20 protein-coding genes are annotated in these 24,081 nt (G+C 67.2%); 13 read left to right on the top strand and 7 right to left on the bottom strand.

The window, feature by feature from the left end; all coding sequences use genetic code 11:
• The first annotated feature begins 182 nt into the window (after positions 1 to 182).
• From ABE522_RS14580 to ABE522_RS14535, 10 genes are all read left to right on the top strand, one after another.
• The gene (locus ABE522_RS14580; protein WP_346592309.1) at positions 183 to 347 is read left to right on the top strand and encodes a hypothetical protein; all 165 of its coding nucleotides are present in this window, start codon (positions 183 to 185) and stop codon (positions 345 to 347) included.
• Positions 348 to 386: 39 nt separating this feature from the next.
• On the top strand, positions 387 to 2,570 hold the full coding sequence (locus ABE522_RS14575) for a methyl-accepting chemotaxis protein (RefSeq protein ID WP_346592308.1): 2,184 nt from the start codon (positions 387 to 389) through the stop codon (positions 2,568 to 2,570).
• Between the two features lie 205 nt (positions 2,571 to 2,775).
• Positions 2,776 to 3,558, top strand: coding sequence for a flagellar brake protein (locus tag ABE522_RS14570; protein WP_346592307.1), 783 nt, complete (start codon positions 2,776 to 2,778; stop codon positions 3,556 to 3,558).
• A gap of 127 nt (positions 3,559 to 3,685) precedes the next feature.
• Positions 3,686 to 4,177 carry a chemotaxis protein CheW gene (locus ABE522_RS14565; protein WP_346592306.1) on the top strand — a complete coding sequence of 164 codons (492 nt, stop codon included), beginning with the start codon at positions 3,686 to 3,688 and terminating at the stop codon, positions 4,175 to 4,177.
• Between the two features lie 129 nt (positions 4,178 to 4,306).
• Positions 4,307 to 4,687 (top strand): hypothetical protein, encoded by a 381-nt coding sequence (locus tag ABE522_RS14560; RefSeq protein WP_346592305.1) that lies wholly within the window; start codon positions 4,307 to 4,309, stop codon positions 4,685 to 4,687.
• A gap of 96 nt (positions 4,688 to 4,783) precedes the next feature.
• Positions 4,784 to 7,144, top strand: a complete 2,361-nt coding sequence (locus ABE522_RS14555; protein ID WP_346592304.1) for a methyl-accepting chemotaxis protein — start codon at positions 4,784 to 4,786, stop codon at positions 7,142 to 7,144.
• Positions 7,145 to 7,363: 219 nt separating this feature from the next.
• Entirely contained in the window at positions 7,364 to 9,634 is a 2,271-nt protein-coding gene (locus tag ABE522_RS14550) for a methyl-accepting chemotaxis protein (RefSeq protein WP_346592303.1), read from the top strand.
• Between the two features lie 55 nt (positions 9,635 to 9,689).
• Positions 9,690 to 10,562: a CheR family methyltransferase gene (locus ABE522_RS14545; protein WP_346592302.1), complete on the top strand. Its 873-nt coding sequence runs from the start codon at positions 9,690 to 9,692 to the stop codon at positions 10,560 to 10,562.
• Positions 10,559 to 11,155 carry a chemoreceptor glutamine deamidase CheD gene (cheD, locus tag ABE522_RS14540; protein ID WP_346592301.1) on the top strand — a complete coding sequence of 199 codons (597 nt, stop codon included), beginning with the start codon at positions 10,559 to 10,561 and terminating at the stop codon, positions 11,153 to 11,155. The genes ABE522_RS14545 and cheD overlap by 4 nt, the downstream gene beginning before the upstream one ends.
• Positions 11,152 to 12,225, top strand: coding sequence for a protein-glutamate methylesterase/protein-glutamine glutaminase (locus tag ABE522_RS14535; protein ID WP_346592300.1), 1,074 nt, complete (start codon positions 11,152 to 11,154; stop codon positions 12,223 to 12,225). Before cheD ends, ABE522_RS14535 begins: the two co-directional genes overlap by 4 nt.
• Before the next feature lie 228 nt (positions 12,226 to 12,453).
• Here the strand turns inward: ABE522_RS14535 and ABE522_RS14530 are convergent, their stop codons facing one another.
• Complete coding sequence (locus ABE522_RS14530; protein WP_346592299.1) at positions 12,454 to 12,774, bottom strand: hypothetical protein; 321 nt, start codon at positions 12,772 to 12,774, stop codon at positions 12,454 to 12,456.
• Between ABE522_RS14530 and ABE522_RS14525 the strand changes: the two genes are divergently transcribed.
• A complete protein-coding gene (locus ABE522_RS14525) occupies positions 12,773 to 12,985 on the top strand; it encodes a hypothetical protein (RefSeq protein WP_346592298.1) in 213 nt (70 codons plus the stop codon). The two genes, ABE522_RS14530 and ABE522_RS14525, sit on opposite strands and share 2 nt — an antisense overlap.
• A 251-nt stretch (positions 12,986 to 13,236) precedes the next feature.
• On the opposite strand, the gene ABE522_RS14520 is transcribed toward ABE522_RS14525, so the two are convergent.
• Genes ABE522_RS14520 through ABE522_RS14500 form a run of 5 tightly spaced genes read right to left on the bottom strand, consistent with a single transcriptional unit; the run spans position 13,237 to position 18,327 of the window.
• Positions 13,237 to 15,210, bottom strand: a complete 1,974-nt coding sequence (locus tag ABE522_RS14520; protein WP_346592297.1) for a type IV pilus secretin PilQ — start codon at positions 15,208 to 15,210, stop codon at positions 13,237 to 13,239.
• 21 nt (positions 15,211 to 15,231) lie between these two features.
• Entirely contained in the window at positions 15,232 to 15,765 is a 534-nt protein-coding gene (locus ABE522_RS14515; RefSeq protein WP_406846368.1) for a pilus assembly protein PilP, read from the bottom strand.
• A complete protein-coding gene (locus ABE522_RS14510; RefSeq protein ID WP_312682273.1) occupies positions 15,762 to 16,448 on the bottom strand; it encodes a type IV pilus inner membrane component PilO in 687 nt (228 codons plus the stop codon). Before ABE522_RS14510 ends, ABE522_RS14515 begins: the two co-directional genes overlap by 4 nt.
• Entirely contained in the window at positions 16,445 to 17,269 is an 825-nt protein-coding gene (locus ABE522_RS14505; protein ID WP_346592296.1) for a PilN domain-containing protein, read from the bottom strand. The genes ABE522_RS14510 and ABE522_RS14505 overlap by 4 nt, the downstream gene beginning before the upstream one ends.
• The gene (locus ABE522_RS14500; RefSeq protein ID WP_101100965.1) at positions 17,269 to 18,327 is read right to left on the bottom strand and encodes a pilus assembly protein PilM; all 1,059 of its coding nucleotides are present in this window, start codon (positions 18,325 to 18,327) and stop codon (positions 17,269 to 17,271) included. The genes ABE522_RS14505 and ABE522_RS14500 overlap by 1 nt, the downstream gene beginning before the upstream one ends.
• Positions 18,328 to 18,546: 219 nt before the next feature.
• Here ABE522_RS14500 and ABE522_RS14495 point away from each other — a divergent pair, with 219 nt between their 5' ends.
• Entirely contained in the window at positions 18,547 to 20,970 is a 2,424-nt protein-coding gene (locus ABE522_RS14495) for a penicillin-binding protein 1A (protein WP_346592295.1), read from the top strand.
• A gap of 104 nt (positions 20,971 to 21,074) precedes the next feature.
• On the top strand, positions 21,075 to 21,704 hold the full coding sequence (locus tag ABE522_RS14490; protein ID WP_346592294.1) for a hypothetical protein: 630 nt from the start codon (positions 21,075 to 21,077) through the stop codon (positions 21,702 to 21,704).
• 12 nt (positions 21,705 to 21,716) lie between these two features.
• Here ABE522_RS14490 and ABE522_RS14485 read toward each other — a convergent pair whose 3' ends face one another.
• On the bottom strand, positions 21,717 to 23,885 hold the full coding sequence (locus tag ABE522_RS14485) for a YadA-like family protein (RefSeq protein WP_346592293.1): 2,169 nt from the start codon (positions 23,883 to 23,885) through the stop codon (positions 21,717 to 21,719).
• Between the last annotated feature and the right edge of the window lie 196 nt (positions 23,886 to 24,081).

The raw sequence follows: 24,081 nt of genomic DNA, 5'->3' as shown, positions 1-24,081 counted from the left end.
GCGCTACCGCTTTGCACCTGCGGCCTCCCCGCCCAGCCCAGCCCAGCCCCGCCCTGCCCAGCGCGAAGCCACGCCGCCTGATTCCGGGACAATCCGTGCGCGCCGTCACACTCCCATCACGCGCCCGTCAAGTTCGTCCGGGGAGGGCCGTTACTGCTCTCACCACATCGCCCGGTCTGCCGATGGACGCTTCCGCCGACGTCGTCGTATCCCGACAGCGCTTCCCCCGCGCGCTGGCCGGCCTGTTGCTGCTCGGCCTTTGGATGGGCTGGGCAGCACCGGCGCTGTGGTACCAGAACGCCGATTCTCCCGCTCGCCTGTGCGTCGCCCCCAGCGATCGCCGTTGAATCACCACGCCGCTGTTCATGCCAGAAGGAGCATTGTGCATGTCCGCCACGCCACGCACTGTTGATTCGTTCGCAGGTCACGAAAAACTTCCTTTTCTGCAGGCCCTGACGGCGGAAGCCGATCGCCTGTTCCTGGGCGTCAGCGCGCTGCTGGCACTGGTGTCGATGGGGCTTGCGCTGCGCGCCGGTGCCTGGACCCCGTTCCTCGCCCTCAGCCTGCCCACCCTGCTGGTGGTCGCCGCGCAGGTCCATCTGCTGCCCGGCACGCGACTGTCGCGCTGCACCGTCGCGCTGGCCTGGATGGTGCAGGCCGCCACCCTCATCCACCAGACCGGCGGCCTGCTGGAAACCCATTTCACCGTGATCGTGCTGATCGCGCTGCTGCTGTACTACCGCGACTGGCTGCCGCTGGTGGTGGCCGCCGCGGCGATCGCCGTGCATCACGTGCTGTTCTTCTGGCTGCAGCAGCGCGGCCTGCCCTACCCGGTGTTCAGTGCCGGCAGCGGCATCGGCATCCTCGCCCTGCACGCCAGCTACGTGGTGGTGGAAACCGCGCTGCTTTCGGTCATGGCCGTACAGATGCGCCGCCAGCTGCTGCTGCTCGGACATGATCCCCGGCAGCTGGCCGCATTGGCGCGCGGCGTGGCCGCCGACCAGCCGTTGCCGGCCGGCATCCATGCCGAACAGTTCCCGGCCGAGTCGCTGGCCCGCACCCTGGTGCAGACCAGTACCCAGCTGCTGCAGCGGCGCGAGCACGAACAGGCCGCGTTGGCGGACACGCTGCGCATCCGCACGGCGCTGGACGATGTCACCACCAACGTGATGATCGCCGACCGCGAGCGCAACATCGTATTCGTCAACCGTCCCCTGCAGCAGATGCTGGCCGCTGCCGAACCGGACCTGCGCCGCGACCTGCCCCAGTTCGATGCAAACGACCTGATCGGCCGCAACATCGACATCTTCCACCGCAACCCGGCCCACCAGGCCAGCTTGCTGGACACCCTGACCACGACCTACCGTGCACACATCCGCGTCGGCGGCCGGCTGCTGCGCCTGATCGTCAACCCCATCGTCAGCAACCAGGGTGAGCGCCAGGGCTTCGTGGTGGAGTGGGCCGACCGTACGCTCGAAGCGGAGGTGGAAGCCGAGCTTGAACGCATCGTGCAGGCTGCCGCCAACGGCGACTTCAGTGGCCGTGTCGCCTGCGAAGGCAAGGAGGGATTCCTGCTGCAGCTCGCCCAGCACCTCAATGGCCTGATGGATGCCAACGCCAGCAGCCTGGACCAGATCTCGGCCCTGTTGTCGGCGCTCTCGCAGGGCGATCTCACGGCACGCATGGAAGGCGATTTCCACGGCGTTTTCGGCCGCATCCGCGACGATGCCAACGCCACCATCGCCCAGCTGACGCGCATCGTCGGCAACATCCAGGACGCGTCCACGCACATCAATGGCACCGCCGCCGGGCTTGCACAGGGCAACGGGCACCTTGCCAGCCGGACCGAACAGCAGGCGGCGAGCCTGGAAGAAACCGCCGCCACCATGGAAGAACTGACCGCCACCGTGCGGCAGAACGCCGAACATGCCCGCACTGCCAACCGCGTGGCCAGCGGCGCGGCCGAGGTGGCGGCATCCGGGGGCGAGGTGGTCGGCAGCGTGGTCACCACCATGAGTGACATCGAACACGCCTCGCGCCGGATCGCAGAGATCATTTCGGTGATCGACGGCATTTCCTTCCAGACCAACATCCTGGCCCTGAACGCCGCCGTGGAAGCCGCCCGTGCCGGCGAGCAGGGTCGTGGCTTCGCGGTGGTGGCCTCCGAAGTGCGCGTGCTGGCCCAGCGTTCGGCCGAAGCGGCCAAACAGATCAAGGGCCTCATCGACGACTCGGTGGAGAAGGTGGCGCACGGCTCGGTGCTGGTGCAGCGCGCCGGCTCGACCATGCGCGAGATCGTGCAGTCGGTGCAGCAGGTCAACCAGATCATGGCCGAGATCGCTGCGGCTTCGCAGGAGCAGAGCGCGGGCATCGAACAGGTCAGCCAGAGCATCACCCAGATGGACGCCAACACCCGCCAGAACGCGGCCCTGGTCGAAGCATCGACCGAGGCCACCCATGCCATGGGATCCCAGGCAGCAGGGCTTGCCGAGGCCGTGGCGCGCTTCCGCCTGCACGACGATGGCAGCGAAACCGCCGTGCTGCGGCGGCTGCGGGAGCTGGCCGGGTAACGCGCCCGCCGGGTAGTGGCGGCCGCTGGCCGTCAACCCCCGCCGCTGCGCTCGCCGAGCATGGCTCGGCGCTACCGCTGCATGCTCTGACTCCGCCTCGCAACATGGCGGCGTCATGGGGTTCAGGAAATGGCACCACTGCCGATATGCTGGAAGGCCACCGTGTCCTACGTCACGGTTCTTCCCGCACTCGAACGCAGAACCGATGTCCGCAGGCAGCCACGATGCAGCACAGGATCAGCCCCCCACCGCGCACGACGACAGCGCCGATGAACGCTTCCTGGTGCGAAATCCGCTGCAGATCCGCCAGTTGCTCAGGCAGTTGATCGAACAGCGGTCGCTGATCAACGCCCACATTGGTGGGCGCGACCAGAGCTTCCCCACCGCCGTGCTGGAACTGGACGAGGACCAGCACCAGCTGCTGCTTGATGGCAGCCCGCAGGAGGCCTCCAACCGTGCCGCCGAGGCGGCCGGCCACCTGCTGTGCTTTGCCCAGCTCGACCGGGTGCTGGTGCGTTTCCGCGTGGATCATGTCGAGCGCCTGGACAACGGCCGCCACGTCGCGTTCCGGACCACCCTGCCGGACGAGATGGTGCACCTGCAGCGGCGGGAGATGTACCGGCTGGAGACCCCGATCACCGACTCCCCGCAGCTGGTACTGCCAGCGGTGGACGGACGCCCGGAACGGCTGGCGATGCGCGTGGTGGACATCAGCGGCGGCGGACTGGCGGTCACCCTGCCTGCGGACTACCCGGTGTTCGGCCTGCAGCAACGTTATGAAGCCGAACTGTCGCTGCCCGACGGCCCGGACCTGCAGGTCAGCCTGATCGCCTGCAACGAGCGTCCGCAGAAGCTGCCCAACGGCAGCGAAGTCACCCGCGTGGGCCTGCGTTTCGAGCGCCTGCCGCGCGGTGGCGACAGCGCCATCCAGCGCTACATCTTCCGCATCGACCGCCAGCGCAGTGCCCGCAAGAACGGTGAACTGTAGCGGCGTGCCCGCGCGGGCCGCTTTGTCGTAGGCGCGAGCTTGCTCGCGCGCGCTTTTGCTAAAGTCCCGCCCGGATCCGCCGATATCGAGCCTGAGACCGCGAATCACGGCACCCAGGACACCCTCGATGAACGACAAGAACCAGGCCCACGCCGATACCGGCGGCGAGTTCCTCAGCTTCACCCTCGGCGACGAGCACTACGGCGTGGACATCCTCAAGGTGCAGGAGATCCGCGGCTACGATGCGGTCACCCGCGTGCCGGATGCACCGGACTACATCAAGGGCGTGATCAACCTGCGCGGCACCATCGTGCCGGTCATCGACCTGCGCCTGAAGCTGCGCCTGGAGAACGCGCGCTACGACGCCTTCACCGTGATGATCGTGCTGAACGTGGAAGACCGCGTGGTCGGCATCGTGGTGGACAGCGTCTCCGACGTGATCCCGCTGGCCGCCGAGCAGATCCGCCCGACGCCGGAGTTCGGTGCGGCCGTGGATACCCGCTTCATTTCCGGCATCGGCACCCAGGACGACCGCATGCTGATCCTGCTGGACATCGAAACCCTGCTCGACAGTGCCGACATGGGCCAGCCGGCCGCGGCCGAAGAAGCCGCTGCCTGATTGCAACGGAGCGGAACAAAATCCTTCAGTTCCGTCTGCAACGGCCGATAGGGGATTCAAGGACCGCCCGCGACGGAACGCACCAGGCCGGCCACCCGATCCCCATCCCCATTACTGGAGTACCTGTAGATGAAGTCCCTGTTCGCACTTGCATCGGCCACCCTGCTGGCTGCCACCGCCCTGACCGCTTCCGCCCAGTCGGCCATGATTCCGCCGGAGATGGCCCCGCGCCAGGTCGGCAAGGAAGGCATGGTCTGCGGCAAGGTCGAAAAGGCCCGCTTCGCCGAAGGCTCGGAAGGGTCGCCGACCTTCCTGTACATGGGCGGCGCCTTCCCGCGCCACACCTTCTCGGCCCGCATCGCCGGCGCCAACCGCGGCAAGTTCAGCTTCCCGCTGGAATCGCTGGAAGGCAAGACCGTGTGCGTGATCGGCAGGATCGAGCGCGACGCCTCGCGCGCTGAAATCGAAGTCAGCTCGCCGGCTGGCCTGAAGCTGGCCGACATCAAGTAAGACCGGCCTGTCCCGCCACGCCGGCACGGCCGGCGTGGCTGCTGCACCCGGGCCATGGTGGCCCGGACGCGTCCGCCTTTGGAGAGTGCAACGCCCATGCCCTGGATCAACAACCTCAAACTGATGCCCAAGCTGCTGCTCACCTTCGGGGTGCTGCTGCTGGTGATGCTGCTTCAGGGCATCGTGGCCTACCGTGGCCTGCACTCGCTCAACAACGTGACCACCGACCTGGCCGGCAAGCGGATGGAGAGCATCCGCATGGCCGGCGAGATGCGCGGCATTCTCGGCGAGTACCGCAATTCGTCCTACCAGCAGTTGATCCGCGCCAGCGACGACGTCAAGGCAGAAGCCCGCACCCGGGCCGCCGACCTGCGCAAGCAGATGGACGCCTCGATCAAGGCCTACCCGGCACTGGTCGACAACGTGCAACAGAAAGCCCTGTTCGATGCCTTCGTGAAGGAATGGAACGGCGCGCTCGCCTCGTACGATTCGGTCAGCGAAATGCTGGAACTGCAGCTGCCGGACGATGCCATCGATACCTTCGTCGGTGAAACGCGTACCAAGCACCGTGCTTCGGCCACCGCGCTGGAAACACTGATCGCCGAAGACAACCGCCTGGCCCGCGCGGCGCGCGAGCAGGCAGAATCCACCTATGCCACCTCGGCCACGCTGATCATCATCGCCCTGCTCGGCGGCGCCGCGCTCGGCTTCGTGCTGGTGTGGCTGTTTGCCCGTGCCCTGGTCGGCAGCGTGCGCGGCGCGGTGACCGTCGCCAACGAAGTGGCCAGCGGTAAGCTGGACGGTCACATCGACACCTCGCGCTCGGATGAAGTGGGCGACCTGATGCAGGCCATGCAGCGCATGCAGCGCGATCTGCGCGAACGCATCGAACGCGACCAGGCCGTGGCCAGCGAGAACCTGCGCATCCGCACCGCGCTGGACTACAGCTCCACCGGCGTGTTCCTCAGCGATGCCAACCAGCAGATCGTCTACGCCAACCGTGCGCTGGCGCAGTCGCTGGTCGAGCACGCCGCCGAACTGCGCAAGGACCTGCCGGAGTTCGACGTCGAAGCGCCGCTGGTCGGCCGCCCGGTCGCCGAACTGGAAGTGGGCGGCAAGGCCGATGCGGCCGTTCTGTCCGACCTGGAGCGCAACGGCGTGGCCCGCCGCGAAGTGCAGTACGGCCAGGCCCAGTTCGCCCAGGTCATCTCCACCATCCGCAACGAAGCAGGCGAAACGGTCGGCCATGTGACCGAATGGCGCGACCGCACCCCGGAAGCCGCCGTTGAAGCCGAAGTGGCCCGAGTCATCGCCCGCGCCGCCGCCGGCGACCTCACCGACCGTGTGGACAGCGAAGGCAAGGACGGCTTCTTCCTGCAGCTGGCCAACCAGATCAACGGCCTGCTGGATGCCAACGCATCGAGCATCGAGCAGATCTCGCAGCTGCTCAACGCGCTGTCGCGCGGCGACCTGACCGCGCGCATGCACGGCGATTACCAGGGCGTGTTCGCGCAGATGCGTGACGACGCCAACGCGACCGCCGAGCAGCTGAGCGGCATCGTCACCCGCATCAAGCATTCCAGCCGCGCGATCAATTCGGCTGCCGGTGAAATCGCCAGCGGCAACAGTGACCTGTCGCGCCGTACCGAACAGCAGGCCGCCAACCTGGAAGAAACCGCTGCATCGATGGAGGAACTGACCTCCACCGTGCGCCAGAACGCCGAGCATGCCCGCCAGGCCAACCAGCTGGCGATCGGCGCGGCCGGCGTGGCCTCGCAGGGTGGCGAGGTGGTCGGCCAGGTGGTCACCACCATGTCGGCCATCCAGACCTCGTCGAAGAAGATCGCCGAGATCATCTCGGTGATCGACGGCATCGCCTTCCAGACCAACATCCTGGCGCTGAATGCCGCCGTGGAAGCCGCACGTGCCGGTGAACAGGGCCGCGGTTTCGCGGTGGTCGCCAGCGAGGTGCGCACGCTGGCACAGCGTTCGGCCGCGGCGGCCAAGGAGATCAAGGGCCTGATCGACGACTCGGTCGGCAAGGTCGCCGATGGTTCGGCGCTGGTGCACAAGGCCGGCGCCACCATGGGCGAGATCGTCGCCTCGGTGCAGCGCGTGACCGACATCATGGCCGAGATCTCCGCGGCTTCGCAGGAGCAGTCCGCCGGCATTGAACAGGTCAACCAGACCGTCGTGCAGATGGACGAAACCACCCAGCAGAATGCCGCACTGGTGGAAGAAGCCACCGCCGCCGCGCGCGCCATGGAAGAACAGGCCGGCCACCTCAGCGAGGCGGTGTCGGTGTTCACCCTGGACGAGGTCGAGCTGCAGCACGACACCCCGGCACCGGCGCGTGCGCGTGCGGCTGCACCGGCTGCCGCCGTCTCCGCCCCGCGCCGCCCGGCCAGCCGCCAGCCGGCAACCGAGCTGGCCGATGGAGACTGGCAGGAGTTCTGATCCGACTGCGTCTTCGGACAAGGCCGGGCCTCGTGCCCGGCATTTTTTTGCCCCGCCGGGTAGGCCCGGCCGCGGCCCGCCTTGCGCCCCCCGCCCCCCACGGGGGTCCCGCCCGTTGGTCGTCACGCTTCTACACCGCTCAATTGTCCGCCATCGCGGCCGATAACACGGATGACGCGGCAGATCCGCGCCCCCTTTTCCCTGTTCTGGTCCCGCTCCATGACGCTCAAGCAACGCTGGCACCGCTACTTCGACAACCTCCCGGTTCGCCGCAAGCTCAACCTGCTTACCGTGCTGATCGCCATCGGCGTCATCGCACTGTCCATCGTCGCCGCGCGCATGCAGTACCTGGACCTGACCGAAACCCGCAAGGAATCGCTGGCGGTGCAGGTGGAACTGGCCGAAGGCGTGCTCAGCCACTACCAGAAACTGGCCGCCAGCGGCGAACTGACCGAAGCGGCCGCAAAGGCCGCCGCGATCCAGGCGCTCGACGCCATGCGGGCGCAGGACAACGCCTATTACTACAACGTGCTGGACACGAACTACGTGATGCTGATGCACCCGTTCAAGCCCGAGCGCGTGGGCAGCGTGCAGAAGGACTACACCTCCGTCGACGGCGTGCCGCTGTACTACCTGCAGGTGGGCATGGCGCGCATCGGCGGTGGCTTCACCTACTACCAGACCAACAAGCCCGGTGCCGAAGAGCCGATCGACAAGGTCACCTACGCGCACATGTTCGCGCCGTGGCAGTGGGTGGTGACCAGCGGCGTGTACATGGACGACGTGCAGGCCCAGGCGTGGGCGTTCACCGTGATCATGGCGCTTACCGGCGGCATCGTGGTGCTGGTGGTACTGGCGTTGAGCTGGGTGATCGGCAGCCGCATCGCCACCCCGCTGCGCAAGGCTACCCTGGTCGCCGAAGGCATCGCCGCCGGCAAGCTGGACAACGCCATCGGCGAACAGCCGCACGACGAACCCGGCCGCCTGCTGCACAGCATGGGCCGCATGCAGGACCAGTTGCACGCGGTGATCGGCGGACAGCGCGAAATGGCGCGCCGCCACGAAGCCGGCGAGCTGGCCTACCGCATCGACGCCGGCAGCGTACCGGGCGAGTACGGCCAGATGGTGCGTGACACCAACCTGCTGGTTGGCAGCCACGTGCAGACCCTGCATGACGTGCTGGCCGTAGTGCAGCAGTACGCCATCGGCGATCTGCGCGCCGACATCGCCCGCTACCCGGGCGACAAGGCGGCCATCACCACCACCGTCGATGCGGTGAAGGCCAACCTGGGCCGCATCAACGCCGAGATCAAGCGGCTCGCCGCCGCGGCCGCGGCCGGCGACTTCAGCCAGCGCGGCGACGCCGCCGCGTTCGAACACGATTTCCGCGCGATGGTGGAAAACCTCAACGCGATGATGACGGTCAGCGATGACAACCTCGGCAAGCTGTCGGCGCTGCTTTCGGCCATCGCCGAAGGCAACCTGACCGCACGCATGCACGGTGAATTCCAGGGCGTGTTCGCCCGCATGCGCGATGATGCCAACGCAACGGTCATCCAGCTGACCCGGATCGTCGGCCAGATCCAGGGCGCGACCAGCAGCATCACCCTGGCCGCCGGTGAGATCGCCAGCGGCAACAATGACCTGTCGCGCCGCACCGAACAGCAGGCCGCCAACCTGGAAGAGACCGCGGCATCGATGGAGGAACTGACCTCCACCGTGCGCCAGAACGCCGAGCACGCGCGCCAGGCCAACCAGCTGGCGATCGGCGCGGCCGGCGTCGCCTCGCAGGGCGGCCAGGTGGTCGGCCAGGTGGTCACCACCATGACCTCGATCGAAGCCTCCTCGAAGAAGATCGCCGACATCATCTCGGTGATCGACGGCATCGCCTTCCAGACCAACATCCTGGCACTGAATGCCGCAGTGGAAGCGGCGCGTGCCGGCGAACAGGGCCGCGGTTTCGCCGTGGTCGCCAGCGAAGTGCGCACGCTGGCGCAGCGTTCGGCAGCAGCGGCCAAGGAGATCAAGAGCCTGATCGACGAGTCGGTCAGCAAGGTGTCCGATGGCTCCGCGCTGGTGCACCAGGCCGGCGCCACCATGGGCGAGATCGTCGCCTCGGTGCAGCGCGTGACCGACATCATGGCCGAGATTTCCGCGGCGTCGCAGGAACAGTCCGCCGGCATCGAACAGGTCAACCAGACCGTGGTGCAGATGGACGAAACCACCCAGCAGAACGCGGCCTTGGTGGAAGAAGCCACCGCCGCCGCACGCGCGATGGAAGAACAGGCGACCCAGCTTGCCGATGCCGTGGCGATCTTCCGCCTGGACAACCAGGTGGATGCCGCGGTACGCGCGGTCGCTGCCCGCATTGAACGCCCCGCGGTCGCGCCCGTGGGCCCGGCGCGCGCCCCGGCACGCACCGCCGCGCGTCCAGCCCCCACCCCGCGCGTGCTGCAGACGCCGGACGACGGCAACTGGCAGGAATTCTGATCCGCAGCGGCGCGGGTAGCTCCCCGCGCCTTCGTTCCCGCACTGGACACCCCTTGTGACCCTGCCTGCCTCCCCGATCGTCCGCACCGACAACCGCGAATTCGACTTCGCCGACCGCGATTTCCGCCGCGTCTGCGAACTCATCCACCAACGTGCCGGCATCGCCCTGGCGCCGGCCAAGCGGGACATGGTGTATGGCCGCCTGTCGCGGCGCCTGCGTGTGCTGGGCATGCGCAGCTTCCAGCAGTACCTGGACCACCTGGAGAACGGCGGCGACGACGAATGGCAGGCGTTCACCAATGCGCTGACCACCAACCTCACCGCGTTCTTCCGCGAACCGCACCATTTCGACAAGCTGCGCGAGGAACTGCAGGCACGGGCCGCCACCGCCACCAGCGCCAATCCGCTGCTGCTGTGGTCATGCGCGGCGTCCACCGGCGAGGAACCCTACTCCATCGCGATCACCGCCTGCGAAGCCTTCGGCACGCTCAAGCCGCCGGTACGGATCGTAGCCACCGACGTGGATACGCAGGTGCTGGCCACCGCTGCACGCGGCGTCTATGCGCTGGAGCGCGTGGCCTCGTTGGAGACGGATCTGAAACGTCGCTATTTCCAGCGCGGCACCGGCCCCAATGACGGCCAGTGCCGGGTGGTGCCTGCGCTGCGTGAACTGATCGACTACCGTCCGCTCAACCTGCTCGCACCGCGCTTCGACATCGGCGGCCCGTTCACTGCCCTGTTCTGCCGCAACGTGATGATCTACTTCGACAAGCCGACCCAGCGCGACATCCTCGGCCGGCTGGTCCGCCACCTGGCCGACGACGGCATGCTCTACACCGGGCACTCCGAGAACTACCTGCATGCCGCCGACCTGATCCAGCCCTGTGGCCGCACGCTCTACCGGCGCGCACCGGGAGCACCGACATGAGTGCCGCCCTGCGCGAAGACGACGTCATGCGCTACTACGACAGCCGCTTCAAGGTCACTGCGGCCAAGCTGCTGCCCACCCAGTACCTGGTGGTGGACGATGACACCGCGCTGACCACCATCCTCGGTTCCTGCGTGGCCGCCTGCCTGCGCGATCCGGTGCTGCGCATCGGCGGGATGAACCACTTCCTGCTGCCGGAGGGCAACGTCGGCGATGGTGCACCTGCACGCTATGGCAGCTACGCGATGGAACTGCTGATCAACGATCTGCTCAAGCGCGGCGCCAACCGCAAGCGCCTGGAAGCCAAGGTGTTCGGCGGCGCCAACGTGCTGAAGGGCTTCACCAGCAACCCGGTGGGTACGCGCAACGCCGAATTCGTACGCCAGTACCTGCAGGCCGAGCACATTCCCATCGTCGCCGAAGACCTGTGCGGGATCCATCCGCGCAAGATCTGGTTCTTCGCCGACAGCGGCCGCGTGGTGGTCAACCGCCTGCCGCATGCGCACGAAGCCGAAGTGGCCGCGGCCGAATCGGCCGTGCGTGCCCGCCTGTCCAAAGCGCCGGTCACCGGCGGCGTGGAGCTGTTCGAATGAGCCTGGAACAACCGTGTCGCGTACTGATCGTGGACGATTCGGCCGTGGTCCGGCAGATCCTCAGCGAGATCCTCGCCAGCGATCCGGGCATCGAAGTGGTCGGCACCGCCGCCGACCCGCTGCTGGCCCGCGAGAAGATCAAGCGGCTGGCACCGGACGTGATCACGCTGGACGTGGAAATGCCGCGCATGGATGGCCTGGCCTTCCTGGAGAACCTGATGCGCCTGCATCCGCTGCCGGTGGTGATGATCTCATCGCTGACCGAGCGCGGCGCGGACACCACCCTGCAGGCGCTGGCACTGGGCGCGGTGGATTTCGTGTCCAAGCCGAAACTGGATGTGACCCGCGGCCTGCAGGGCTATGCCGATGAAATCATCGAGAAGGTGAAGACCGCCGCCCGCTCGCGCGTGCGTGCGCTGGTACGCGCGCCCGTGGCGCCCAAGGTCACGCTGGCATCGCCCGGCGCAGCGACCGCGCCACGGCCCTCGCAGTTCCGCACCACCGACCGCCTGATCGCCATCGGCGCTTCGGCCGGCGGCACCGAAGCGCTGCGCGTGGTACTGGAAGGCCTTCCCGCCGACGCCCCCGCCGTGGTGATCACCCAGCACCTGCCGGCGACCTTCAGCACGGCCTTCGCCGAGCGCCTGGACCGGCATTCGGCGATGGCCGTGCGCGAGGCCAGCGATGGCGAAGCAGTACTGCCGGGTCATGCCTACCTGCCGCCGGGCGGCAAGCACCTGCGGGTGATCCGCGATGGTGCGCGCTGGCGCTGCCGGATCGACGACGGCCCGCCGGTGAACCGGCACAAGCCGGCGGTGGACGTGCTGTTCCAGTCGGTGGCGCAGAGCGCCGGCGCCAACGCAATCGGGGTGATCCTGACCGGCATGGGGGATGACGGCGCACGCGGACTGCTGCAGTTGCGCCAGGCAGGCGCCCCGACGCTGGTGCAGGATGAAGCCACGTCAGTTGTATGGGGCATGCCGGGCGCCGCGTTCAAGCTCGGCGCGGCCGAAGAGCAGCTGCCGCTGGAGAAGATCGCCGAGCGCCTGCTGGCGCTGTCGCGCGCATAACCCGGTAGTGACGGCCGCTGGCCGTCAACGTCAACGTCAACGTCAAACGCTGCAGGCTCGTGGACTGGCGGGGCGGGACGGCAGTGCAGGACACGCCGTGAACCCGTCCATGGGGGCTCGCTGTTCGCATCCATGCGAACAGACGGTCCTGCACTGCCGTCCCGCCCCGCCTTGGACAGGTCCATGCTCACGAGCGGGTGACGGAGCGGTAGTGACGGCCGCTAGCCGTCATCGCCTGGCCATCATCGATCTGGTGGGTGACGACCGATTGTCGTCACGCTTCTGCTTTCCGCTGCGCTCGCCGAGCATGGCTCGGCGCGACCGGGCTTCGACGCGCAGCTGCATTGCGAACGCCTGCAGCACGCGTACCAGCGTCGACAGCGGCAGGTCGGGCGCATTGCGGAACTGCCGGCGGAAGGTGGCGTTGGTCATCCCGCAACTACGCGCGACGCCACTGATCCCGCACTGCTCCACCAACAGCAACAGCACCGCCACCAGGCAATCGGCATCCACCGGCCTGGCACGCAATCGTGCGTTGAGCGCATCCATGACGACCGCATCGGTGCACGGCGGGGCTGCGGAATTGTCCGCCACGCCGGAGGGCACGACAGAGCTGTTTGAGAGCGTTTTCCAGGACGGCAATCCCGACTGGGGCGATATCGCCCCAGCACGTCCAGCGTGGACAGTCGACGACGCACCGTACATGGGCCGAGTTTTAATTGAGGCGCTCAATGCGCGTCAGCATCGCGCAGAAGCGTGACGACCAACGGTCGTCATCCACCAAAGCGCTCTACCCCGGCAAGCGGCCGCCGGGATCTGTCGGAGGGCCGGGCGGGTGGGGTATGCAGGACCGTCTGTTCGCATGGATGCGAACAGCGAGCCTACAGGGACGTACTTGCGGCGTGTCCTGCACAGCCGCCCCGCCCCACCACCCCACAGCTGCTGCTGTTGACGTTGACGTTGCTGTGGCTTGCAACGGACCCCGGGCCGCAGGCCCGGCAACTCACACCATCACTTGCCCTTGGCGACGCGCAGGACCTTCGGGGTCACGAACACCAGCAGTTCGGCCTTGTCCTTGTTGCGGCTGCGCTTCTTGAACAGGTTGCCCAGGAACGGCACGTCACCCAGGAACGGCACCTTGCTGATGCTGTTGCGGTCGGTGAACTCGTACACGCCACCGATCACCACCGTCTGCCCGTCTTCCACCAGCACGGCGGTGTTGACTTCGCGACGGTTGATCGACGGCACCGTGCCGTAGCCTTCCAGCTCGATCCACTGGTCGACTTCATCCTTCTTGACCGCCATGTTCAGGAACACGCGGTTGTCGTTGGTGATCGTCGGGGTGACCTTCAGCTCCAGCACCACTTCCTTGAACTGGACGTTGGCCTGGTTGCCACCACCGGCGCCGCCGGCGGAGATGGTCACGTAGCCGATTTCCTTACCCTGCTTGATCAGGGCTTCGCGCTGGTTGGTGGTCACCACGCGCGGGTTGGAGATCACTTCGCCGCGGGACTCGGTCTGCATCGCCGACAGTTCGACATCCAGCAGGTAGCCCGCGTTGAGGATCGACAGCGCCAGCGAAGCCGGGTTGCTGGTCGCCGCCACCGGCAGGTTGGACATCAGGCCGCGGGTGATGGTGTACGGATCACGCACGGGGGCCGCACCGGTGCCACCGGCCGCCGCCCATTCGTTGACCGCACGCTGGTAGGCGGTGTCCACGGTCGCACGGTCGCGGATGTTGGTGCCGTTGTTCTCGACCGTGTTGTTGAAGAACACGTTGTCGCGGCTGCCGCTGACGCCGAACTTCGCACCCAGCTCGCGGGCGAAGGTATCGGTGGCGATGACGATGCGGCTTTCGATCAGCACCTGGTCGACCGGACGGTCGATCACCCCGATCAGCTCACGCATCCGCGCGACCTTCTTCGGGATGTCGCTGATCATCAGCATGTTGGTGCGTTCATCGGCCACGATGCGGCCGCGCGAGGTCAGGAAGCCACTCTCTTCCTGCGCCGAGTTGCCACTGCCGCCACCGCCCTGGCCACCGCTGCCGTTGCCGATGCCGCGGGCTTCGGTGAGGGCTTTGAAGATCGCCGAGGCGCTGTGGTAGTTGATCTGCACGTAATCGGTGATCAGGTCCTCGCGGTTCTCGATCGCGATGCGTGCGTCTTCTTTTTCCTGCTCGAACTTGGCCAGCTCGGCCTGCGGGCCGACCCAGATCACGCTGCCGTCGCGGCGCTTGTCCAGGCCCTTGGCACGCAGCACGATATCCAGCGCCTGGTCCCACGGCACGTTGACCAGGCGCAGGGTGACGTTGCCGGCAACGCTGTCCGATGCCACCACGTTGAGGTTGGACTCTTCGGCGATCAACTGCAGCACGGTGCGCACCGGCACGTCCTGGAAGTTGAACGTCACCGGACGTCCGCTGTAACCGCGCTGGGCTACCGCGCTGGCGGCCTGGGCGATGGTGCTGGTGGTGATCGCACCGGTAGCGGCGATGCCTTCCTTCGGGGTGATCTCCACCACGTATTCGTTGCCGCTCTGGTACGCCAGCGACTCGAAGGCCGTGTTGGTGCTCAGCACCAGCTGGGTACCCCCACCGTACGGCTTGGCGTCGATGCGCTGCACCGGCGTGGCGAAATCGGTCACGTTGAGCGGCTTCTGCAGCTGCTCGGGCAGGCGTGCGTTGCCGACGTCGATGACCACGCTGTCGCCCTGGTTGCGCAGGTCAGGGTTCGCACCCTGGCCGTCGAACTGCAGCACCAGGCGGCCGGCGCCGTCGTCACCCCGCTTGAAGTCGATCTTGGACACCGACAGTGACGCCGGTGCGCTGACCGGCGTGGCAGCGGCGGCGGCAGCGGGCGCAGCGGCGGGCGCCGCCGCGGTCGCGTGGCCGCACGCCAGCATCAACGCGACTCCCAGCGCGCCGATCCGGTTCAAGGTTGGGCGCCGGATCGGACGCAGCCCCTTGGCATTGTGAAAGGTCATCGTGCTATCCCCAGTAAACGATCATTGATCTTCAAGCGAAAGCGCGGCCGGCCGTTCCAGCCACCCGCCCGCGCCATCCGGCACCAGCTCTATCAGTTCGATGCGGTCCTCGAAGACCCCGGTCACCCGGCCATCGCTCTGCCCCATGTACACGCCCGGCCGCACGCGGTAACTCACCTTGTCGGGTGCCATCACCACCGCCACCGTGCCGACCCCGGTCCCGATCGTGCCGACCATGTCCAGGCTGTCCAGCGGGAAGGCTTCCAGCGGCTCCTTGCGACGGTTCGGGTCGGGACGCAGGCCACTGCCGCCCTGCGGATTGGACCAGGCATCGGTGAACGGATCGCGCATGCCCTGCGCTGAATATTCAAACGTCTCGAACTGCTGCATCACCGGCAGCGGTTCGAGGGCGGGGGCCGGACGTGCACGCACGTCTTCCACCCATTTCTGCAGGTTGGGCGCATCGCCCGGCGTGCTGGTCACGCCGCGGCCGCAACCGGCGAGCAGCACCAGCGCGACCAGGCCAACGCTGCGCAGCAGGGAGGAGCGGATCATGGCTTGCCTCCCTTCTCGGCGGCCGCCTTCTCGGCGGCGGCCTTCTCCTGCTGCTCCATCTCGGCCTCATCCAGGTAGCGATAGGTCTTGACCGTACCGGACAGTTCCAGCGCACCGGCGCGGATCGAGGCCGGGTTGATGCCGGTCTTGGGATCCTTCGGCTTCAGGTTGATGTCGTGCATGGTCAGGATGACCACGCGCGGCAGCGAGGCGACGCCGCTGACGAACGCGCCGAACTGGTGGTAACTGCCCACCATGCGCAGCTTGATCGGCTTCTCAGCGTAGAACTCGCGCACCTGCTCGGCTTCGGGTTCGAACAGTTCGTTGACCAGCCCGCTGGACAACGCGGTCTGCGAAACGTCGATGATCAGGTCCGGCATTTCGGTCTTGCTGGGCAGCTGGCGCAGCATCTGCTGCAGCACCTGCTCCATCTGCGCGAGCTGCTGCTTGAGCGGTTCCAGGTTGACCGCGCGCCCCTGTTCTTTCTCGAACTCGGTGCGCAGCTCGGTCTCGCGGCGTTCCAGGGTGGCGAGCTCTTCGCGCTTGCCGCTGGTCAGCAGGAACCACGACACCGCCATGATGACCAGCGCGATCAGCACGCAGAACACCACCTTGGCCTGCTGCGGCCAGTTGCCGATGTCGTTGAAGTCCAACTCGTTGATATTGAATTTCTTCTGGCTCACGGCGAGCCCTCCTGACCGCTGGCCGGTGTCGGCGGCGGCGTCTGCTGCGGGGCGGCCGGGGTGAGACGGCTGCCAGCGGGCGGTGCGGGCGCAGCCGGCGCGGCGTTGCCTGCAGGCGCCGGAGCGGCAGCAGGCGCGGCACCGTCGGCCGGGGCCAGCGGGGCCAGCGCGGCCGGATCAGCGGCAACCGGCGCATTCGGGTCAGCCACCGAGCCATCCGGATTGAGCGTGGATTCCTCGCTCTGCGCCGGCAGCTTGACCTTCACCACGAACACATACGGCAACGCGCTGACGTCTGCCAGCGGCAGCGTCTTGGCTTCCTTTTCCTTTTCCGGATCACGCGCTTCGATGATCGACAGTTCCGGGTTGGTCATCCAGCCGGAGGTCTCCAGGTTGCGCATGTAGGCCGACACGCGGGCATTGGACTGGGTGCGCCCTTCCAGGGTCAGCACGTCGCCTTCCTGCTTCAGTGCGGTCAGTACCACGCCATCGGGAATGGTGCGGACGAGGGCGTCGAACAGGTGCACCATCTGCGAACGCTTGGACTGCAGTTCCTCGATGACGGCCTTGCGCGCCAGCAGCCGGTCCTTCTGCGCGTCGAGGCGGTCGATTTCCTTGTTCTGCAGCTTGACCTTGTCGATCTCGGCCTGCAGGAAGGTGTTGCGCTCGCCCTGGCCGCTGACCTGACGGTCGTAGTAGAACCACACCATCAATGACAACAGCAGGCCACCGACGGCGGCCAGGCCCAACATTGCGTAGAACTCGCGCTGGCGTTGCTTGCGACGTTCGGCACGCCACGGCAGCAGGTTGATCCGTGCCATCAGTCGAAACTCCTCATCGCCAGGCCGGTGGCGATCATCAGCGCCGGGGCATCCTGTGCCAGCGCGTGCGCCTGCACCTTCGGGCCCAGCGTCATCTGCGCCAGCGGGTTGGCCACCACGGTCGGCACGCCAAGCTGCTCTTCCACCAGCTCCGGCAGGCCGGTCAGCGCGGCGCAGCCGCCTGCCAGCACGATGTAGTCGACACGGTTGAATTCACTGCCTGCATAGAAGAACTGCAGCAGGCGGCTGATCTGCTGGACCGTGGCTTCCTTGAACGGCTCCAGCACCTCCATTTCATAGCTTTCCGGAAGCCCGCCCTGGCGCTTGGCCAGGCCGGCTTCTTCGTAGCTCAGGCCGAAACGGCGCATGATCTCGTCGGTCAGCTGCTTGCCGCCGAACACCTGCTCACGGCTGTACAGGCTGCGCCCCCCGCGCAACACGTTCAGCGTGGTCATGGTGGCGCCGATGTCGACCAGTGCGACCACGCCGTCGCTGGACACCGGCAGTTCGCTGGCGACCAGGGCAAAGGCGTTCTCGACCGCGAAGGCCTCCACGTCCATCACCTTGGCCGTCAGTCCGCCCAGTTCCAGCGCCGACTGGCGCAGTTCGACGTTTTCAGAACGCGAGGCAGCCAGCAGCACCTGGACCATTTCCGGGTTGTTCGGGATGGTCCCGAGCACCTCGAAGTCCAGGTTCACTTCTTCGATCGGGTACGGGATGTAGTTGACGGCTTCCAGTTCGACCTGGGCCTCCATCTCGTTCTCGTCCAGATCGGCCGGCATCGGGATCACCTTGGTGATCACCGCCGACCCGGCCACCGCTGCGGCGGCGAATTTGACCTTGCTTCCCGAGCGGTTGACAGCGCGACGGATAGCTTCCCCTACCGCCTCCACTTCAACGATGTTCTTTTCTACGACGGCGTTCGGCGGCAGCGGTTCCACGGCGTAATGTTCCACGCGGAAACGGTTACCACTGCGTGAAAGCTGCAAAAGCTTTACCGCAGTCGAACTGATGTCGACGCCAATGAGCGACGACTGGCCTTTTGGGATGAGCCCCACGGTTTCTCCCCTGCCGATGGGCACTTGGACGCAATAGCTGCGCCCGCGCATTAATAACGTTTTTTTTGCAAATGGCAACCGTCCCGCCGTGAAGGCTTCTTCACAGAACGACACACGATGACGCGGCTTCCCCTTGCACTCCCCAGAGCCGACCCCAGCCAGCCCCTTGCGTAATCTATACTCTGCGGCCATGAATTCTGCAATCGGAATCTGTCACCGATGACACGCCTTCGCCGCTGGCTGCGCTGGATCCTGGTCGTTTTCCTGGTCCTGGCGTTGATTGGCGCGGCCGCTGCGGGCGGCCTCTACTACGCCATTTCCTCCAAGCTTCCCGACGTGCAGACCCTGCGCGACGTGGAAATGCAGGAGCCCATGTATGTCTACGCCGCCGACGGCAAGCTGATGGCGGTGTTCGGCGAGACCCGGCGCACGCCGATCACCATGAAGGACGTCCCCGAGCGTCTGAAGCAGGCATTCCTGGCCACCGAAGACGCCCGCTTCTATGAACACGGCGGGGTCGATTACAAGGGCATCGCGCGTGCGGTGTGGCTGCTGGCCACCACCAGCGACCGCCGCGTGCCCGGCGGTTCGACCATCACCCAGCAGGTGGCGCGGCAGTTCTTCCTGAGTTCGGAATACAGCTATACGCGCAAGCTGGCCGAGATCCTGCTGGCCCGCAAGATCGAGTCGGAACTGAGCAAGGACGAGATCTTCGAGCTGTACCTGAACAAGAGTTTCTTCGGTAATCGCGCCTACGGCGTGGCCGCGGCGGCGCAGTTGTACTACGGCAAGTCGCTGGACCAGCTGGACCTGGATGAAATGGCCTCGCTGGCCGGCATCCCCAAGTTCCCGTCTTCGGGCAACCCCATCTCCAACCCGGAGCGCGCGCAGCAGCGCCGCGACAACTACGTCCTGCAGCGCATGGCCGACCTGCGCTTCATCAGCCAGGCCGAGGCCGATGCGGCCAAGGCCGTGCCGATGCACGCCACCGTGCACGAGCCACCGGTGCAGGTCGAGGCGCCCTACGTGGCCGAACTGGTGCGCCAGGAGATGATCGCCCGCTTCGGCGGCGACGTGGTCAACAAGGGCTACCACGTGACCACCACCATCAATGCCGAGCTGCAGACCGCGGCCAACCTGGCGGTGCGTGACGGCCTGCTGCTGTACGACCACCGGCATGGCTGGCACGGCGTGGAGAAGCAGGTCGCGCTGGGCGCCGGCGACGACGTGGCGACGCTGGCCGGCCACCTGTCCGGGATCAGTGCGCAGTCCGGCCTGCTGCCGGCGATCATCGCCGCCACCGCCGCTGATGGCAGCGCCACCGCCGTGCTGGCCAACCGCACCGAAGTCACCCTGCCCGCCGCTGCGGCGCGCTGGACCAACAAGACCCCCGCCAAGCTGGTGCAGCGCGGCGACATCGTGCGCGTGCGTGTGGGCGAGAAGGAAGGCCAGTGGCTGCTCGACCAGATCCCGCGCGGTCAGTCCGCGCTGGTCTCCGTGGATGCCAACAGTGGTGCCCTGAAAGCGCTGGTGGGTGGCTTCAGCTACTCCGGCAACAAATTCAACCGCGCCACCCAGGCGCGTCGCCAGCCGGGTTCGAGCTTCAAGCCGTTCATCTATGCAGCGGCCTTCGACAAGGGCTACAACCCGGCTTCGATCGTGCTCGATGCCCCGGTGGTGTTCCGCGACCGCCGTGGCAAGACCTGGTCGCCGCAGAACGATGGCGGCGGCTTCCGTGGCCCGATGCGCCTGCGCGAAGCGCTGGTGCAGTCGCGCAACCTGGTGTCGGTGCGGCTGCTGGACGGCATGGGCGTGGACTATGCGCGCAAGTACATCAGCGAGTTCGGTTTCGCCGAGGCCGAGCTGCCGCCCAACCTGTCGATGTCACTGGGCACCGCCTCGCTGACCCCGCTTTCGGTGGCACGTGGCTATGCCGTGTTCGCCAATGGCGGCTCGCGCGTGGACACCTGGCTGATCGACCGGGTTTCCGACCGCGACGGCGTGGAAGTGTTCAAGGAAAATCCCGCGCTGGCCTGCCGTGACTGCGCCGGCACCGCCCATGGCCAGCCGGCCAATGCGGTAGTGGATGGCTTCAACTTCGGCGCTGCCGCCGCTCCGGCCCCGGCCGGCACCGCCGCGACGCCGCAGCCAGTGGCTGAAGCCCCGGCACCGGTCAACCCCGATGCGCGCACGGCGCCGCGTGCGATCGATGCGCGCACCGCCTACCAGCTGGTGTCGATGATGCGCGACGTGGTCCAGCGCGGTACCGGCACGGCGGCGAAAGTGCTTGGCCGCGAGGACGTGGGCGGCAAGACCGGTTCGACCAACGACCACCGTGATGCGTGGTTCTCCGGCTTTGGTGGTCCCTACGCCACCACGGTCTGGGTCGGCCGCGACGACTTCCGCTCGCTGGGCTACCGCGAATATGGCGGCAAGGCCGCGCTGCCGATCTGGATCGACTACATGCGTACCGCGCTGAAGGACACGCCGATCGCGCAGAACGATCCGCCGTCGGGCATGGTGCAGGCCAGCCTCAACGGTGCCACCGAATGGGTGAAGGTGGAGGACATGGACCGCCTGCAGGACTATGACCTGAACCTGCAGGCGCCGCAGGCCGATGCAGCCGCGTTTGATATCTTCTGACCGGCGTTGGGCGTTGACCAGGCAGCGTGGCGGCACCGCCGCGCTACCTGGCCTTCACCACGGCGGTGTAGGCTGATCGCGGTTCCATGCAGGGAGAGCGATCCATGCAACGTGCGCGCGAACACACCGCCACGCAGACGCGCGAGCGCCGCCACCGGCTTGCCCATGAAGCCGCCCGGCTGATGGCCGAGGGCGGTATCCAGGATTTCCACCAGGCCAAGCTCAAGGCAGCCAGCCGGCTGGGCATCCGTGATGACGCCTCGCTGCCGCGCAACGTGGAAATCGAACAGGCGCTACGGGAGCACCAACGCCTGTTCGCCGGCAGTGCCCAAAGCGATGCGCTTCGCCAGCGGCGCGAGGCGGCGGTACACGCATTGGAGTTCCTGCAGGCGTTCACGCCGCGGCTGGTCGGGCCGGTGCTGGACGGCACCGCAGATGTCCACAGTCCCGTGCAGTTGCTCCTGCACGAGGATGACCCGGATGCGGTGCACCGTTTCCTTGATGAGCACGGCATCCCGGCACAGTCGCGCAGCCGACGCCTGCGATGGGATCGCGAGCGCCTGCTTGATGTCCCCCTGTGGGTGTTCAGTGCCGAGGGGTTGACCTTCGAACTACTGGTGCTGCCCTACGATGCCCTGCGCCAGGCGCCATTGTCGCCGGTGGACGACAAGCCGATGCGGCGTGCCTCACTGGCCCAGCTGCGCGGACTGATCGAGGGCCGGTCGCCGGCTTGACCCGCATGCCGGTTACCAGCCGATGCCCAAACCCAGGCCGACGCCGCGTTCACCGCTGTTGGTGAAGGCACCATGCAGGCTGACGGTGGACGAGCCGCGTTCGTTGAGCACGCGCTGGTAACCGACCGCCATCGCCGCCTCGCCCTCGGCATGGCCGATGCCCGCACCCAACCGGTTGTACGTCGCCAGGCCCGCCGTGTTCATCGCCATCGCGCTCTGCGCGGTGTTCATCGCCGCCATCCGGTTGAAGCGTCGGTCCATCCTGTCCAGTCTGCGTTCGATGCCGGCGGAGGCCTGCTCGGTGTAGCGGTTCGCACGTTCCAGCAGCTCGTCCAGCTGCCGCGTATCGACGCTTGCGGGCGGTTCCGGCTGCTGCGGCGGCGGCGCCGCGCTGGACGAGGCGACCTGCGGTGATTCCGTCGGCGCGTCGGGGGATGGCGACGGTGCCGGCTGCGCAGGCCTAGCGGCAGCCTCTGGCGTTTGTTGCTGCGCGATGCGCGGCTGTGCATCCGGTGTCGGGATGCGCTGTTCCAATCCGTCGATGCGTCCATCCAGTTGCTGCCGCATCTCATGCAGCTGCCCGCCGTTGACCGCATCGCGGCTGCCGGCGGCGATCCGGCCGGCGGCCAGATTGCCGAGCACCATGCCCTGGCTGCCTGCCAGGTCGAGCTGACCCGCACGGCCGGTCGCCAGCCGCGGCGCCCCTTGGAACACCGAGTCGAGCTGCTGCTCGATGCGCTGCACGCGCGATCCATGGGTCACCACCGCCCCATCCAGCGCGGACAGCGCATCCCCCACGTTGTGGTGGATGCTCCCCTGCACGGTGTAGCTCGGCGCGACGACACTGCCCGCGCTGTCGATGCCGGCCCCCCCACCAAGCGCTGCGAGCGCGCCGCCCAGCTGCGCCACCGTGGTCGCATCGCCCGGCGCGGTACCCGGCGCGATGTTGACCAGCCGGCGCTGCAGCTGATTGTTACCGAAGGACACGGTGCCGGCGTCACTGGCAACCGAATCGCTGCCGATCGCCACCGCTCCGGCGGCCCCCTCTTGTACTTGGCTCCCCGTGCCCAGCGCGATGCCTCCCTCCGCGGCCACCCCTGACCTCGCACCCAGGGCGAAGCCGTTCCCGGCCTCTTCCGTCACGTGCGATCCGCGCCCCAGTGCCACCGAATTCTTTCCGTATGCCTTGGCAGAGAAGCCTATGGCGGTGGCTCCTTCGCGTGTCAGTGAAGCGTGTGCGCCGTCGCCGAGGGCAACCCCCGCCGCACCTGCCTGGGCCGGCGTGCTGAACGCATCGCTGCCGATACGGAAGAAGCGGCCCTGCTCTTCGATGCGCTGCACCCGCTGGTTGGTGGCGAACAACTGTCCGCCATTGACCGCATCGGTCCCGTTGGCCGCGGAGATATCGCCTGCTGCCACGCCCCGGATACGGGCGCCGCTGGCATCGATCGCGCTGCGATCCGCATTGAACTTCACCACTCCATCAAGATCTGGATCAAAGGCATCCAGGTCGCCACGCAGCTGATCGATGTCACGACGGTTGTCGCTGATGCGGCGGTCGTGCACCTGCAACAGCCCGCTATGCACGGTCAGTGTCTGGCCATGGGCGACGAGCACCTGCCCATGGCTGTCCACCACCTGGTTGCTGGCATGCAGCTGGCGGCCGGTGACCGCATCGCTGCTGTTGTCGCCCAGCCGGGCATCGGCCACGTTGACCACGCGCCGGCGTGTGGTGGCGCTGCCGACGGAAACGCTGTTGTCCTCGCTGGCGACGGCGCCACGGCCCAGTGCCACCGCGTTCGAAGCGGTGGACCGGGCTTCGAAGCCGATCGCCACGCTGTCGTTGTCAGCCCTGGCTGCTCCCCCCAGGGCAATGGCACCGGTGACGCCCGCGCCCCCCGCGTGCGCGTTGGCACCGATGGCGATGCGATCGGTACCCGGGCCTTCCGCCGTGCGCGCACCACTGCCCAGGGCCACGGCATTGTCTCCGTGGGCGAAGCTGTCCTGGCCCACTGCGGTCGCGCCGAGGCCATCGGCATTCGCGCGGGCACCGAACACGGACGAGTAGCCCTGCATCGATCTGGCGCCGTGACCGAACACCGCGCTCCAGTCGCCGCGGGATTCGACAAGGTTGCCAAAGCCCGTCGCGTACTGCCCATCGATGAAGGCACCTCCGCCCATGAAGAGGAAATCGCTGCTTGGGCCCGTGGCAGAGGGGTGCGAAGGAACGCCGTTGCTCACGTGCCCGAGGATCGGAACACAGTTGCTCTGGTCGGCCCCGCAGCCTGTGAAAACCGCCGCCGATGCGGACGGGCCGATGCCACACAGGGCGACGGCAATGCCCGCCAGCAGCGGTTGTCTGGGCTGCTGACGCAGG

The organism is Stenotrophomonas lacuserhaii (genome assembly GCF_039674585.1).
In the GTDB taxonomy this organism is placed as follows: domain Bacteria; phylum Pseudomonadota; class Gammaproteobacteria; order Xanthomonadales; family Xanthomonadaceae; genus Stenotrophomonas; species Stenotrophomonas pennii_A.
The sequence above is the reverse complement of the archived record's forward strand: the minus strand, read 5'-3'. Positions and strand labels throughout refer to the sequence as shown.

Bases quoted from the DNA above. Each gene is read 5' to 3' on its own strand.
- ABE522_RS14485 (WP_346592293.1), bottom strand. From the start codon at position 23,885: ATGGGCGGAGGTGCCTTCATCGATGGGCAGTACGCGACGGGCTTTGGC.
- ABE522_RS14550 (WP_346592303.1), top strand. From the start codon at position 7,364: ATGACGCTCAAGCAACGCTGGCACCGCTACTTCGACAACCTCCCGGTT.
- ABE522_RS14525 (WP_346592298.1), top strand. From the start codon at position 12,773: ATGACGACCGCATCGGTGCACGGCGGGGCTGCGGAATTGTCCGCCACG.
- ABE522_RS14515 (WP_406846368.1), bottom strand. From the start codon at position 15,765: ATGATCCGCTCCTCCCTGCTGCGCAGCGTTGGCCTGGTCGCGCTGGTG.
- ABE522_RS14530 (WP_346592299.1), bottom strand. From the start codon at position 12,774: ATGGATGCGCTCAACGCACGATTGCGTGCCAGGCCGGTGGATGCCGAT.
- ABE522_RS14520 (WP_346592297.1), bottom strand. From the start codon at position 15,210: ATGACCTTTCACAATGCCAAGGGGCTGCGTCCGATCCGGCGCCCAACC.
- ABE522_RS14490 (WP_346592294.1), top strand. From the start codon at position 21,075: ATGCAACGTGCGCGCGAACACACCGCCACGCAGACGCGCGAGCGCCGC.
- ABE522_RS14565 (WP_346592306.1), top strand. From the start codon at position 3,686: ATGAACGACAAGAACCAGGCCCACGCCGATACCGGCGGCGAGTTCCTC.
- ABE522_RS14535 (WP_346592300.1), top strand. From the start codon at position 11,152: ATGAGCCTGGAACAACCGTGTCGCGTACTGATCGTGGACGATTCGGCC.
- ABE522_RS14570 (WP_346592307.1), top strand. From the start codon at position 2,776: ATGTCCGCAGGCAGCCACGATGCAGCACAGGATCAGCCCCCCACCGCG.
- ABE522_RS14555 (WP_346592304.1), top strand. From the start codon at position 4,784: ATGCCCTGGATCAACAACCTCAAACTGATGCCCAAGCTGCTGCTCACC.
- ABE522_RS14560 (WP_346592305.1), top strand. From the start codon at position 4,307: ATGAAGTCCCTGTTCGCACTTGCATCGGCCACCCTGCTGGCTGCCACC.
- ABE522_RS14495 (WP_346592295.1), top strand. From the start codon at position 18,547: ATGACACGCCTTCGCCGCTGGCTGCGCTGGATCCTGGTCGTTTTCCTG.
- ABE522_RS14505 (WP_346592296.1), bottom strand. From the start codon at position 17,269: ATGGCACGGATCAACCTGCTGCCGTGGCGTGCCGAACGTCGCAAGCAA.
- ABE522_RS14580 (WP_346592309.1), top strand. From the start codon at position 183: ATGGACGCTTCCGCCGACGTCGTCGTATCCCGACAGCGCTTCCCCCGC.
- ABE522_RS14575 (WP_346592308.1), top strand. From the start codon at position 387: ATGTCCGCCACGCCACGCACTGTTGATTCGTTCGCAGGTCACGAAAAA.
- cheD (WP_346592301.1), top strand. From the start codon at position 10,559: ATGAGTGCCGCCCTGCGCGAAGACGACGTCATGCGCTACTACGACAGC.